The following is a 14,322-nucleotide window of genomic DNA, read 5'->3' as shown; positions in this document are numbered from 1 at the left end:
CGACCGATGCATTGGCTCACCATTGTCCTGATCGCACTGGTCGCGTTGCTGCACCTGTACTTCCTGGTCCTGGAAATGTTCCTGTGGACCAAGCCGCTGGGCATGAAGGTGTTCCGCAACACGCCGGAAAAAGCCGAAATCACCCGCGTGCTCGCGGCCAACCAAGGCCTGTACAACGGCTTCCTGGTCGCCGGCCTGGTGTGGGGTTTGGTCTGCGCGCGAATCGATGTGGCGACCTTCTTCCTGGCCTGCGTGGTGGTCGCCGGCGCATACGGCGCGGCCACGGTCAGCCGCCGGATTTTCTATGTGCAGGCGGTTCCGGCGTTGGCCGCGCTTGCGGCGTTGTGGTGGCTGTGATCCGCGGCGCCGATAGATACCGCTGATGCCGTCGCCCGATCCTCTTGTTCGGATCCCGCCACTCGATCTTGTTTCGCGTACAGCGTCACGAAACGACATGCGCAACGGCTAAACTGGTCCGATCCACGCGGGCGATCGGCGCCAAGGGCGTGGCCGACAAGGAGTGGAGATGCGTCGTTTCGAGTATGTGGAAGGCAGTTCGAGCAAGTTTTGGGAAGCCGAGCAGGACGGTAGCGATCTCAATATCCGCTGGGGCCGCATCGGCACCGCCGGACAGAGCCAGACCAAGGCCTTCGCCGATGCGAACAAGGCCGCCGCGGCGCTGATCAAGTTGATCGACGAGAAGACCGGCAAGGGGTATGTGGAGTCCGTCGCCGCCGCGGGCGCGAGCATCGGCAAGACCGCCGAAAAACCCAAGCCCGATAAACCTAAGCCCGAACCGGCGGCCGAGACGGTCGCGACATCCGCGCCATCGCCCGAATCGACGAACGCAGCCGCGCAAGTCGCAGCACCCGAGCCCGCACCTGTCGCCGCGCCGAACGCCATCGCAACGAACCTCGTTGCCGAAGCGACCACCGCGCCCGTCGCCGCCGCATCCGACACACCGCCGTGGCTCAACGATGGCGTACCGCTCGACATCGGCCCGGACCTGATCAAACTGGCCCTGCCCACCCGGCGTCATCCCAAGCCGATCGCCGACACCGATCCGCTCAAGCTGTGGCTGGCCGCGCGCGAGATCCTGCTCAACGGCAACCGGATCGAACTGAGCAAGACCGATCCGGCCTGGCAGGCGGCGTTGGCCGAGGCCGGCGAACGCCTGCAATCGCGCCGGCCCGACGGCTCGGACGCGTCCACCGCCGCGTTGCTCGCGCTGGCCATGTACTACGGCGATCACGACGCCGGCGTGCCGTTCGTGGGTTTCCTCGTCGCGCGTCATGGCTTGCTCAAGGCGGTTGAACATTTGTTGGAGGTGCAGCGCTCGCTGGTCGTCGGCACCGATTGGGACCGCGCGACGCAGACGCATCAACGTTTCCTCACCGCCGATCCCGAGCGACCGATCGGCGAGAGCTGGCGCGGCCCGCTCAGTGAAGGCGAACTCGCGTTCCGCGAGCATCTGGCCGCCGCGCCTCTGGCGCTGTACGACGAGTGCGTGCAGCGGATCGTCGAAGTGCTGCCGCAATTGCATCCCTCGCGCCAGATCAGCATGGCGCTGCTGTTGCCCGACCGGCCGGAACTGTCCAACGAGCTGGCCCATCGCTACGGCGGCGCCAACGCGCCGGCGCAGTTGCATTGGCTGCAGCTCAGCGCGACCGATCCGGCCGCGATCGCGATCGCGCGCAAGGTCAAGGCCGACGGCTATACGCCGTTCTTCGGCCACACGGACATGATCGCCACGGTGCTGATCGAGCACGGGGTGGAGGCGCTGGACCGGCTCGCCCCAGGTGCCGGCTACGATGCCGCCGGCGAGGCGCTGGTCGCGATCGGCACGCCCGACGCGATCGAAGCGCTGGCGGCCGCGGCCAGTCTGAGCAAGAACACGCTGGCGCGTCTGACCCGCGCGGTGAATCGTTGGCCGAGCGCGGCGATGGTCGGGCTGGCGCGGGTCATCGCCAACGGCGGCAAGGACGCGGTGCTGCTCGGCCCGAGCCTGACCGCGCTGCTGCGCGCGCGCGCCGATCAGGTGCCGGCGTTGCGGCCGTGGCTGAGTCCGGCCGCGGCGCAGACCATCGACAAACTGCTGGCCCAACTCAGCGGCCCGGCCGAAACCGCCGAACCCGGCGAATTGCCCCCGGTGCTGGCGGCGCCGCCATGGCTCGGCACGCGGCCGAAGGTGTTGACGGTGGCCGGTCTGGAGCCGCTGCCGCTGACCGCGGTCGAACATTGGACGCCGGCCGAACGCGAGGCCGCGCAGGATGTGGGGCAGTGGAAGCGCGAGCGTTTCGGCAAGCTCGGCAACGACGCATTGGCGATGGCCGCGCTGCTCGGTTTGAACGGTCGCGACGTCAAGGACAAGTCGATCCTCGAGGACGCCGCGAAGGCGATCCGCGCGCGCGACAGTCAGACCCTGGTCGATGCGTGGCAGCGCTACAAGGCCGTGCGCAAGACCACGGGCTGGAGCTGGATGCCGATCGACGGCACCGAAGTGGGGCAACTGCCCGAGGAACTGGCGGTGCCGGTGTGGAATGCGCTGGCTGGCGAAGGCGACAGCGACTACGGCGTGGAGTACATGCTCGCGCGCTTCGGCCTGTCGGCATTGCCCGGCGTGAGCGCGGCGGTGCGGCGGCGCCCGAGCGAGCATCTGCAGGTGGCGCTGCACGTGGGCACGGTCGAGTTCGCGCCGCTGATGGCGCGCGCGTTCGCCAAGCTCAAGAGCGTGCGCGATATCGGCCGTCGTTGGCTGCTGGCCAATCCCGAATACGCGGCATGCGGCCTGATCGCGCCGGCGATCGGCAAGGCCGGCGAAGCACGCGATTGCGCCGCCGCCGGCTTGCGCCTGCTCGACGAGCAAGGCCACGGCGCGCTGCTGCGCGAGGTCGCCGCGCGCTATCAGCGCGAAGACGTAAGCGCGGCGCTGGAGGCGATGCTGATCGAGAATCCGCTCGACCGTTATCCGAGCAAACGCGCGCCGCTGCCGGCGTTCTGGCAGCCGCGCGGTTGGCGCCGGCCGCTGCTGCGCAACGGTAAGGCGTTGCCGGATCAGGCGCTGGATCACGTCGGCACGATGTTCGCGTTTCCGAGCAACGAAGGCGTGTATCCGGGGATCGAGCAATTGCGCGAAGCCTGCATCGCCCAATCGCTGGCCGATTTCGGCTGGGACGCGTTCGGTGCCTGGCTCTATGCCGGCGCGCCGTCCAAGGACAGCTGGGCGATGAACGTGCTGGCGCTGATCGGCAACGACGACACCGCGCGCCGGCTCACGCCGTATATCCGCGCCTGGCCCGGCGAGGCCGCGCATGCGCGCGCGGTCGCCGGCCTCGACGTGCTCGCCGGGATCGGCAGCGACGTGGCCTTGATGTTGCTCAACGGCATCGCCCAGAAGGTCAAGTTCAAGGGCCTGCAGGACAAGGCGCGCGAGAAGATCGAAGAGATCGCGCAGGCGCGCGGCCTGAGCGCGGAAGAACTGGAGGACCGGCTGGCGCCCGACCTGGGCCTGGACGAACACGGCACGATGCTGCTGGATTTCGGCGCGCGTCAGTTCCGGGTCGGTTTCGACGAGGCGCTCAAGCCGTACGTGCGCGACAGCGACGGCGCGCGCCTGGCCGATCTGCCCAAGCCGAAGAAGAGTGACGACGCGGAGTTGTCGAAACAGGCCACCGAGCGCTTCAAGCTGCTCAAGAAGGACGTGCGCACCATCGCCAGCCAGCAGGTGCTGCGGCTGGAAGTGGCGATGTGCAGCCGGCGCCGCTGGACGGTGGAGGTGTTCGAGCAATTTCTCGCCGGCCATCCGTTGCTGCGCCATCTGGTCCAGCGCCTGGTCTGGGGCGTGTACGAGGCCGATGCCGACGACGCCGGTTACGGCGGCCGACTGCAGGCCTGTTTCCGCGTCGCCGAAGATGCCAGTTACACCACCGCCGGCGATGATGGCTTTGAGTTGCCGTGCGGCGACAGCGTGCGCATCGGCCTGCCGCACGCGCTGGAATTGCCGGCCGCCGACGCGGCAGCGTTCGGCCAGCTGTTCGCCGATTACGAACTGCTGCAGCCGTTCGCGCAGATGGGCCGCGACGTGCATGCGCTGGATCCGGCCGAACGCGAGCAGGACAAGCTGCTGCGCTGGAAGGGCGTGGTGGTGCCGACCGGGCGCGTGCTCGGCCTGGTCAACAAGGGCTGGCGCCGCGGCACCGCGCAGGACGGCGGCGGCATCTGGTACTTCAGCAAGCCGCTCGGCCGCGACTGGGTGATCGAGCTGACCCTCGACCCGGGCATCATCGTCGGCCTGGTCGACGAGTACCCAGAGCAGACCCTGCAGGAAGTGCAGATCGGCAAACCGTCGAGCTGGGGCAACATGCAGACCGCCGAGCGCTTGTCCGGGCTCGATCCTATCTCGGCCAGCGAGTTGATCCGCGACCTCGAAGCGCTGCGCGCCTGAGCTTTCAACTAACCCGTCAGCGCTGATCGACCTCGCCGCTTTCATGGAACACGACTAGCCCACATGGCCAAGACTCCGACCGTTACTCCCGCATCCACGCCGTCGCATCTGCAACGCCCGCCGGCCGAACTGCTGCACGCCGACGAACTCGCGCGCTTGGCCGCGAGCGACCGCGACCCGCGTCCGCCCGGCTGGGCGCTAAGCCTGAAAGCCGCGCGCGCGTTCGTGCTCGGCGACGACGGCCTGAGTATCGAGCGCAAGATCGTCGCGCCGGTCGCGTCGATCGAACGCATGCTGGTGACGCTCGCCACCGGCCGCGGGCTGATGCTGGTCGGCGAGCCGGGCACGGCGAAATCGCTGCTGTCGGAACTGCTGGCGACCGCGATCAGCGGCGTGTCCACCCTGACCATCCAGGGCGGCGCCTCGATCACCGAGGATCAGATCAAGTACTCGTGGAACTACGCCTTGCTGATCAACGAAGGCCCCAGCCCGCGCGCGCTGGTGCCGGCGCCGTTGTACCAGGGCATGCGCGAGGGCCGCATCGTGCGTTTCGAGGAAATCACCCGCGCGCCGCAGGAAGTGCAGGACTGCCTGCTGGGCATGCTGTCGGACCGGGTCATGGCGGTGCCGGAACTGTCCGGCGAGGACGGCATGCTGTACGCGCGCGACGGCTTCAACATCATCGCCACCGCCAACACCCGCGACCGCGGCGTCAACGAAATGAGCGCCGCGCTCAAGCGCCGTTTCGATTTCGAGACGGTGTTTCCGATCCTCGATTTCGAACGCGAGCTCGCCCTGGTCGAACAGGCCTCGGCGCGGTTGCTCGCGCGCAGCGGCATTCCGAAATCGGTGCCGACCCAGGTGCTGGAACTGCTGGTGGAAACCTTCCGCGACCTGCGCGGCAAGGACAGCGGCGCGGCCCGCAGCGACGGCGCGATGGACCGGCTCAACGCGGTGATGTCCACCGCCGAGGCGGTCAACGTCGCCCACGCAGTCGGCGTGCGCGCGTGGTTCCTGGAACAGCGCGAAGGCTCGCCGGCCGATCTGGTCGACTGCATTGCCGGCACCGTGGTCAAGGACGATGCCGACGATCGCGCCAAGCTGCGCCGTTATTTCGAACAGAAAGTGGCCAAGAAAGGCGGCAGCCATTGGCGCGCCTATTACGAGGCGCGGCACCGCCTGCCGTGAGCGCGTCGGCGATGGCGACCGCGCGCGCGCCGGTGGTGATCGGCGTGCGTCACCACAGCCCGGCCTGCGCCCGGCTGGTGGCCGCGTGCATCCGCGCCTTGCGTCCGCGTCATGTGCTGATCGAAGGCCCGGCCGACTTCAACCCGCGCATCGACGAACTGCATCTGCCGCATCGTCTGCCGCTGGCGATTTACAGCTATCTGTCGCATGGCCCGCTGCATCGCGGCTCGTGGTCGCCGTTCGCCGAGCATTCGCCCGAATGGCAGGCGCTCAGCGTCGCCCGCGAAGTCGGCGCGCAGGCGCGTTTCATTGATCTGCCGGCCTGGCACGAGGCCTTCGCTGAGCTGCCCAACCGCTACGCCGACGAAGCCGATGCGCAGGCGCACGATCGCGCCGAGGCGTATGAGGACGAACTGTCGCGACGGCTGTCGATCGACGGCCGCGACGCGTTGTGGGACCACCTGTTCGAGGATGCGCCGCACGATCTCGACGGTCCCGACGAAGCCTTGGCGCAGCGGCTGCACACGTACTTCGAACATCTGCGCCACGACGATCCGGGTTCGCCCGGCAACGCCGCGCGCGAAGAGATGATGGCGCGCTGGATCGCCTGGGCGATGGCGCGCGAGGACGGGCCGGTGCTGGTGGTGTGCGGCGGCTATCACGCGCCGGCCCTGGCGCGGATGTGGCGCGAGGTCGACGTCGAAACGTTCGGTCGCGACGATGATGGGTTGCGTTGCCCGGCCACGCCGGTGCCCGAACTCGATCTCGCTGACGATGCGCAGGATCAATCCGCGTCCGCGCAGGCGCCGCCGTTGCGCTACGGCTCGTTCCTGGTGCCCTACGGTTTCAAGCGCCTGGATGCGTTCACCGGATATGCGTCGGGCATGTCGTCGCCGGCGTTCTATCAATGGGTGTGGGAATCGGGCATGGCCCAGGCCGGCCTGCGCATGCTGCAACGCGTATTGGCGCGCTTGCGCGGCAAGCACCTGCCGGCCTCGACCGCGGATTTCGTCGCCGTGCATACCCACGCGCAGGCGCTGGCGCGTCTGCGCGGGCATGCCGATCCGCTGCGTTCGGACTGGCTCGACGCGATCGCCGGCGCGCTGGTCAAGGACGCGCTCGACGCGCCCTTGCCGTGGAGTTATCGCGGGCCGATCCGTGCCGGCACCGATCCGGTGCTGATGCAGGTCATGGACGTGATCGCCGGCGACGCGGTCGGCTTGCTCGCGCCCGGCACGCCGCAGCCGCCGTTGCTGGCTTCGGTGCAGGCTGAACTGACCGCGCACGGTCTGACGTTCGACGGCGAACGTCGGTTGGATCTGCTCGACAGCGCCGATCGGGCGCGCAGTCGGGTGCTGCACCGTCTTTTGCTGTTGCAGATTCCGGGAATCGAGCGTCGCCAGGGCCCGCGGCTGTCAATGTCGGGCGAACGCCGCGAGCTGTGGCAGTTGCGCGCGCCGTTGGAGCAGCAGGCGGCCTTGATCGAAGCCGGCGCGTACGGCGCGACCTTGCTCGATGCGGCGCGCGCGCGCCTGGAAGAACGGCTGCGCGCGGCGCAGGGCCGGGTCGAACCGCTGGCGCAGGCACTGGATGCGGCCGCATTCGCCGGCTTGGCCGAGGTCAGCGACGGCTTGCTGCGCGATCTGCGCGCGGCGATCGGCGCCGAGCCGCGGCTGGAGGCGATCGGCGCGGCCCTGGAGTTGATCCATGCGCTGTGGCGGCATGGCGACCTGCTCGATATCAGCGGCGCGCCGGTATTGGCGGCGACGATCGAAGCCGGCTTCGATCGCGCGTTGTGGTTGCTGGAACCGGCCGCGAGCATCGTCGCGGCCGACGCCGGCCCGCACCTGCGCACCATCGCCGTGCTGCGCGACATCGTGCGCGACGCGCTGGCCGATGCCGATGTCGACAACGACACTGATACCGATACGCCGCGGCGCGGACCGCGGCTGCAGATCGAACCGGCGCGCGCGCTGGCGGTGCTGCGGCGCAAGGCGCTGGACCCGCAGGCCGATCCGCTCGGACGCGGCGCCGCGCTGGGCGCCTTGTTCGATCTGCATGCCGGCCGCGGCGGGCAGGAACCCGACGATATCGCGCAGGCGCTGCATCTGCTCGGCGCGCTCGCGCCAGCACGGCTCGGCGATGCGTTGACCGGGCTGGTGTCGCTGGCGCGCGAACGGCTGACCCAGGAGCGCGAATTCGTCAGCGGGCTCGACCGCCTGATCGGTGCGCTCGACGACGCCGACTTCGTTTTGGCGCTGCCGGCGATGCGCGGCGCATTCGCCTGGCTGCCGCCGCGCGAACGCGGCGAACTGGCGCACAGCGTGCTGCGCCTGCATGGCGCCGATCACCTGTCGCAGCGCGCGCTGACCGCCACGCTCGCCGCCGATCCGGCCCAGGTCGCCGCGGCCGCGCGGATCGAAGCGCAGGTGCTGCAACGTCTGCGCGAGTGGGGCCTGGACGCGATCGCCGACGAGGAGGCCGCGCAATGAGCCTGGACTTGCCCGATCCGCTGCAACGTTGGCGCCTGCTGCTCGGCGAAGCCGCCGATCCGAGCCTGGGCGCGCCGCAAGGCGAACTCGCCGCCGCCGACGCCGCATTGGAATGGCTGTACGGCCGCGATCCCGAACGCAGCGAACGCGGCGAGCGCGGCGGGCTGGGGCCGTCGGCGCTGAGCGTGCCGGACTGGATCAACACCGTGCATTCGCTGTTTCCGCAGGAGGTGATCGAACGCCTCGAGCGCGACGCGGTAGAGCGCTACGGCATCGACGAAATCGTCACCAGCCTGGATGTGCTCGAACGCATCGAACCGTCCGAATCGCTGCTGCGCGCGGTCCTGCACACCAAGCATCTGATGAATCCGCAGGTGTTGGCGGCGGCGCGCAAGCTGGTCGCCGAAGTGGTGCGGCGGATCATGGAGAAACTGCAGACCCAGGTGCGGCAATCGTTTTCCGGCACCCGCGATCGCCGTCGCCGCTCTTCGCAGCGGATCGCGCGCAATTTCGATTTCCGCCGCACCGTGCGCGAGAACCTGCATCGCTGGGATCCGCAACGCCGCCGCCTGTTCCTGGACAAACCGGCGTTCGTCAGCCGCAGTCGTCGCCACAGCGAACGCTGGGAGATCGTGCTGCTGATCGACCAGAGCGGTTCGATGGTCGATTCGGTGATTCATTCGGCGGTGATGGCCGCCTGTTTGTGGAATCTGCCGGGCATGAGCACGCGCTTGGTCGCGTTCGACACCGCCGTGGTCGATCTGACCGCGGACGTGGCCGATCCGGTCGAGCTGCTGATGAAGGTGCAGCTCGGCGGCGGCACCGATATCGCCAAGGCGGTGGCGTATGCGCAGTCGCGGATTTCCAATCCGGCGCGCTCCATCGTGGTGCTCGTCAGCGATTTCTTCGAAGGCGGCAGCAAGTACGAACTGGTGCGGCGGGTCAAGGCGCTGGTCGAATCCGGAGTCAAGGTGCTCGGCCTGGCCGCGCTCGATCCGCAGGCGCGGCCCGCGTTCGATCGCGATATGGCCGCGCGCCTGGTGGCCGCCGGCGCGCATGTCGGCGCGATGACGCCGGGCGAACTGGCGGCGTGGCTGGCCGAGAAGGTGCGCGCATGAGCCCGCGTCGTCCGGATCTGCTCGAACTGTCCACCGATGCGCTGATCGCGCTGGCCAACGCCGGTTTCGTCAAGCGCGCATTGAAGGAACTCGACGAGGGCCGGATGCCGCGGGTCGAGGAACTCGACGACGGCGCGGTGCGCGCGCATTACGACGATGGCCAGCACGCGACTTTGGCGGCGGGCCGGTCCTTGCGCGAGGCGGTGTGCAGTTGTCCGGCCAGCGGACTGTGCCGGCATCGAGTGACGCTGGTGTTGGCTTATCAGCGTTGGGTGCGCGATGCGGTGAGTACGGATGCGGCCGATGCGCCGGTGTCCGACGCGAACGATGCGGTTGGCGATCCGCAGGGCGATAGCGCGCCCGCTGCCGCCGCGACGCCGCAGCGTTGGACCCCGGCCGACTTCGACGATGCCGCCATCGCCGCCGCTTTCCCCGCCGCGACCGTGGACATCGCCACGCGCCTCGCCGCCGCGCGGCCGGTGATCGCGTTGCAGGCCGGGCTCGGCGACGACGCGCCGAACGCGCGCCTGCCGATGTGCTCGGTGCGGTTCTTTTCGCGCAGCAGTCTGCTGCATGCGCGTTGCGATTGCCGCCAGGGCAGCGGTTGCGAACACGTGGTGCTGGCGGTGTGGGCGTTCCGGCAATGGCAGACGAGCCAGGACGAGGGCGCCGAGGCGACCATCGAACTGCAACCGCGTCAGCACGGCGAACGCGGCGACATCGTCGGCTTCGACGCGCAGGCGCAAGCGCTGCGCGACGAACTCGGCAGACTGTGCCTGCGCCTGTGGATGGACGGATCGAGCCAATCGCCGCTGCTGCTGGAGGCGCCGTTCGAAAGCCTGCGCCAGCGCTGCGCGCAACTGGGCTGGAGCTGGGTGCTGGCGTCGCTGCAGCGCCTACAGGATCTGCTGATCGCGCAGCACGCGCGTTCGACCCGCTTCGATCCCTTGCAATTGCTCGACGCGGTCGCCGAATGCACCGCGCGCGTCGACGCCGCGCGTCAGGCTGGACGCGCGCGCGCCGACGGCGGCATCGCGCCGCTGCCGGCGAGCCAGATTTTCGGGATCGGGGTCAAGGGCGAAGTCGCGCTGGATCATCTGCGCCTGGTGTCGCTGGGTGCGCAATGCTGGCAAGACCAGGAGGCGGAAGGCGTGCGGGTGTTGTTCGCCGATCCCGATACCCAGAGCGTGACCGTGCTGGAACGGCAGTGGCCGCGCGCCGACGCGAGTGCGGCCGCGGCGCCGACCGCGCTGATGGCGCGGCGCATCGCCGGGCAGACGTTGCGTCAGTTCGCCAGCGGACAGGTGGTCACGCGCGGGGCGAAACGCCGCGCCAACGGCGTGATCGATATCGCCGCCGGCGCGCGCCAGACCAATGTGCTGCCGCTCGCGCCGCAGTCCTGGGAGCAACTGCGCGCGCCGTTGCGCCAACCCGGCGCGCGCGCCTTGAGCGCGCATCTGCGCCGCGCCTTGCCGGATTTTGTACGTCCGCCGCAGGCGATCGAACACCTGCACGTGCTGCCGGTCGACGCGGTGTTCGATTGGGGCTGGGACGCGGCCGATCAGACCTTTCGCGCGCATCTGCGCAGCGGCGGCGAAGAGGGCGCGAGCGAAATCGATCCGGCCGATTGCCTGCGATTGGCCTTGCCGCATTCGGCCGCCGCGGTCGGCGCGGTCGATGTGCTGGCGCGCGTCTTGAGCGGCGAATGGGGCGCGCCGCGCGCGGTCGCCGGCCTCGCGCGCCTGCAGGCCGGGCATCTGCAATTGCTGCCGCTGGCGCTGATCACCGAGCAACGCGCGCTGGTGCTGCAGGCCGAATCGGCGCCGGCGCAAGCCTTGCCGATGCAGGTGCTCGATGACACCGGCAGTGCGCTCGCGCATCAGGTCGAGCAGACCCGTCAGCAATTGGCGGCGTGGCTGCGGCAGGGACTGCGTCATCAGAACGCAGCCGCGCGCGAACGCATGCGCGCATTAGCGACCGGTCTGGAACACGCCGGCCTGCGCCGCATCGCCGGCCTGCTCGGCGATGCCGTCGATGCGGCGGGCGCGGTCGATCCGGCGCGTTTGCCCGAGCGGATGGCGCTGCTGGTGCTGGCGCTCGATGGCGTGTATCGCGATGCGGTCGAACCGGCTTGAGTGGATTGATTTTAGCCAAGCGGGATTGAATCGATTGAGTCGAACCGACTCGGTTGAAGCGAGTCAGTCGACGCAATCCAGCTGATCGAGTCTGTTTAGCGAGCCTGTTGAGCGAGGAACGGGGCGAACATCGCCCCGTCCGATTCGCGACCGAGCTCAGCCGTGCAGTTTCTTCGCCGTCTCGGCGACCTCGCGGCCTTGGTAACGCGCCGCATCGAGCTCGTTCTGCGTAGGTTGACGCGAGCCGTCGCCGCCGGTGATCGTGGTCGTGCCGTAGGGCGAGCCGCCGGTCACTTCGTCCAGACGCATCTGCCCGGCATAGCCGTAGTTGAGCCCGACGATCACCATGCCGAAGTGGAGCAGGTTGGTGATGATCGAGAACAAGGTGGTTTCCTGGCCGCCGTGCTGGGTCGCGGTCGAGGTGAACGCGGCGCCGACCTTGCCGTGCAGCGCGCCCTTGGCCCACAGGCCGCCGGCCTGATCGAGGAAATTGGCCATCTGCGAACTCATGCGACCAAAGCGCGTGCCGGTGCCGATCACGATCGCGTCGTACTGCTCCAGGTCGGCGATCTGCGCGATCGGCGCGGCCTGGTCGAGCTTGTAATGCGACTTGCGCGCGACGTCCTCGGGCACCAGTTCGGGAACGCGCTTGATATCGGCCTGCGCGCCGGCCCCGCGCGCGCCTTCGGCCACCGCTTCGGCCATCTTTTCGCAGTGACCGTAAGCGGAGTAATACAACACCAGGACCTTCGCCATGATCGTCGCCTCGGGTTGGGGATCAACCACCAAGGCTAGGCCGGCGCGCTTGCAAATGATGTGACGACAGGCGAGGAAGCGAGGCGGTCGTTCGTGGGAACGGCCCGCCGGACGCCGCGCGATTCAAGCGCCATGGCGCGATCGTGCCCCGAACGGTGCTCGTTACCGCGTTACCAGAACTTCAGCGACAAGATGAAGAGATTGGCCGTCAGAATAATGGCCGACAAGAGCCACAGCCGCTCGCGCAAAAGCAATGAAACGACGGCGAGGACAGCGCCCGCGATCGCCAATTCGTCGTAGAGATTCGGACCGAAGAACGGGCCGTTCCAGAGTTTCGCGATTCTTTGCAGAAACAGCATCGACACCGCGGCCAGGAAAAAGTAGGGGATGCGCTCCTGTTTGACCCGAGGGCGCGGTTCGTCTGGCTGGGGCACGCTCATGCTTCCTTGTGTGTTGCGAATGACCGCCGACATGCTTATGACGCAATTTTTCATCGCATGCACGGATAATCTTTGTCTTGGGTATCCTCTTGCAGTGGCCGCGGTGCATGCCCTGGCTGCGATGCTTGCTGCGTTCTTCGCGCCGGCGATCGGGTGGGTGCGGTTTCAGGCGATCGGCATCTGCTCATGTATCACCGAGCCATAGCGGCGATGAGCATGGCCGATATTTTTTTCCCGATTGTATTGGCTCGACGACGCAGGCGATAAGCCCGTCATTCGGGATTTAGAGTCCCGATTCGCGATGAATTCGCCAAGCCCACGATCGCCAAGGCTTGCGCGCATCGTCCTTCGTCCAGAACAATGCGAACAACGCGGCGCGGTTTATCGGCGTGCCGCCGTTTCCTAAAGTGGGTCCATGCGCCGGCACGCGGCGCGCCTTCGACCTTCTGCGTTCTTCCTTCCCCCGAACCCCGCTCCGGCCCGGCATTCGCCTGGCCGCGGCGATCCCATCTGCGGAGTGTCCCGTGCTGTTGCCCATCATCTTGCTGTCGGCGGCCGGTTTCACCGTGCTGACGACCGAATTCATCCTCGTGGGCCTGCTGCCCTCGCTTGCGCGCGATCTGAACGTGAGCGTGTCGCAGGCCGGTCTGCTGGTGACCTTGTTCGCGTTCGCGGTCGCCGCCAGCGGCCCGTTTCTGACCGCGTATTTTTCCCGCTTCGAACGCAAGCGCTTGTTCATTGTGGTGCTGCTGTTGTTCGCCGCGTCCAACCTGATCGCGGCGATCGCGCCGAACCTGGGCGTGCTGGCGTTCGCGCGGGTGATTCCGGCGCTCGGCGTGCCGGTGTTCTGGGCGCTGGCCAGCGAAACCGCGGTCGATCTGGTCGGCCAGGAACGCGCCGGCCGCGCGATCTCGGTGATCTCGTTCGGCGTGATCTGCGCGACCGTGATCGGCGTGCCGACCGGTACCTTGATCGCCGATGCGTTCGGCTGGCGCGCGGCCTTCGTCGCGCTGGCGATCGCGTCCTTGCTCAAGGCCACCTTGCTGTTCGTGTTTCTGCCCGACAGCCGCGCCGACAAGCCGCAGATGAAGCTGCTCGAGCAGTTTCAGGTGCTGCGCGATCCGCGTGTGAGCGGTCACGTGCTGCTGTCGATCCTGCTGTTCACCGGCATGTTCACCGCTTACACCTACCTGGCCGACTTGTTCGAACGGCTGGCCGGGTTCGACGGCTCGGTGGTCGGCTGGGCGCTGATGGCGTTCGGCGCGGTCGGCCTGATCGGCAACACCCTCGGCGGCCGCATCGTCGACCGCAACCCGCTGGCCGCCTCGCTGATCTTCAGCGTGCCGATGGCGTTGGGCCTGGTGCTGGTGGTGCCGTCGATTCATTCGTTGCCGCTGTTCGCGCTGACCCTGGCGCTGTGGGGCATCACCCAGGCGGCGCTGTTCCCGGTCAGCCATGTGCGGGTGATGAAATCGGCCCCGCAGGCGCCGGCGTTCGCCGCGTCGCTGAACATTTCCGGCGCCAACCTCGGCATCGGGGTGGGCGCGATGGTCGGCGGCCGGGTGATCGACGCGATCGGTATCGGCGGAGTGGGTTATGTCGCCGCGGGCATCGTGGCGGCGTCGGTGCTGCTGGGGTTTGTGTTGATGTCGGCCGGCGAGCCGCCCGAGGCCGAGGCGGCCTGAACGGCTAAACCCGCGCGGGTACTCAGTTCAGAAAAACACAGCCGCTGTGCCCTAAACAATCTCT

The 14,322-nt window shown here is 68.2% G+C and carries 9 protein-coding genes; 7 read left to right on the top strand and 2 right to left on the bottom strand.

The features are described 5' to 3' along the window. Positions 1 to 6 precede the first annotated feature (6 nt). The 6 genes from ASD86_RS25510 to ASD86_RS25485 all read left to right on the top strand — a co-directional run bounded on the left by ASD86_RS25510 (position 7) and on the right by ASD86_RS25485 (position 11,377). Positions 7 to 357 (top strand): DUF1304 domain-containing protein, encoded by a 351-nt coding sequence (locus ASD86_RS25510; RefSeq protein WP_056117278.1) that lies wholly within the window; start codon positions 7 to 9, stop codon positions 355 to 357. Between the two features lie 169 nt (positions 358 to 526). After that, positions 527 to 4,444, top strand: a complete 3,918-nt coding sequence (locus ASD86_RS25505; protein ID WP_056117276.1) for a DUF4132 domain-containing protein — start codon at positions 527 to 529, stop codon at positions 4,442 to 4,444. A gap of 63 nt (positions 4,445 to 4,507) precedes the next feature. Continuing rightward, a complete protein-coding gene (locus ASD86_RS25500) occupies positions 4,508 to 5,632 on the top strand; it encodes an AAA family ATPase (protein ID WP_056117274.1) in 1,125 nt (374 codons plus the stop codon). Continuing rightward, entirely contained in the window at positions 5,629 to 8,124 is a 2,496-nt protein-coding gene (locus tag ASD86_RS25495; RefSeq protein WP_200957310.1) for a DUF5682 family protein, read from the top strand. Before ASD86_RS25500 ends, ASD86_RS25495 begins: the two co-directional genes overlap by 4 nt. Then, complete coding sequence (locus ASD86_RS25490) at positions 8,121 to 9,242, top strand: VWA domain-containing protein (RefSeq protein WP_056117273.1); 1,122 nt, start codon at positions 8,121 to 8,123, stop codon at positions 9,240 to 9,242. The genes ASD86_RS25495 and ASD86_RS25490 overlap by 4 nt, the downstream gene beginning before the upstream one ends. Then, positions 9,239 to 11,377, top strand: a complete 2,139-nt coding sequence (locus tag ASD86_RS25485) for an SWIM zinc finger family protein (RefSeq protein ID WP_082578715.1) — start codon at positions 9,239 to 9,241, stop codon at positions 11,375 to 11,377. Before ASD86_RS25490 ends, ASD86_RS25485 begins: the two co-directional genes overlap by 4 nt. A gap of 156 nt (positions 11,378 to 11,533) precedes the next feature. On the opposite strand, the gene wrbA is transcribed toward ASD86_RS25485, so the two are convergent. Both wrbA and ASD86_RS25475 read right to left on the bottom strand, forming a co-directional pair. Beyond that, entirely contained in the window at positions 11,534 to 12,133 is a 600-nt protein-coding gene (gene wrbA / locus ASD86_RS25480; RefSeq protein ID WP_056117269.1) for an NAD(P)H:quinone oxidoreductase, read from the bottom strand. 170 nt (positions 12,134 to 12,303) lie between these two features. Next, positions 12,304 to 12,573, bottom strand: coding sequence for a hypothetical protein (locus tag ASD86_RS25475; protein ID WP_056117267.1), 270 nt, complete (start codon positions 12,571 to 12,573; stop codon positions 12,304 to 12,306). 524 nt (positions 12,574 to 13,097) lie between these two features. Between ASD86_RS25475 and ASD86_RS25465 the strand changes: the two genes are divergently transcribed. Continuing rightward, positions 13,098 to 14,258, top strand: coding sequence for an MFS transporter (locus ASD86_RS25465; RefSeq protein ID WP_056117265.1), 1,161 nt, complete (start codon positions 13,098 to 13,100; stop codon positions 14,256 to 14,258). The last annotated feature ends 64 nt before the right edge of the window (positions 14,259 to 14,322 follow it).

Source organism: Lysobacter sp. Root690 (genome assembly GCF_001427785.1).
GTDB lineage: Bacteria > Pseudomonadota > Gammaproteobacteria > Xanthomonadales > Xanthomonadaceae > Lysobacter.
This window is presented reverse-complemented; position numbering and strand designations above follow the sequence as displayed.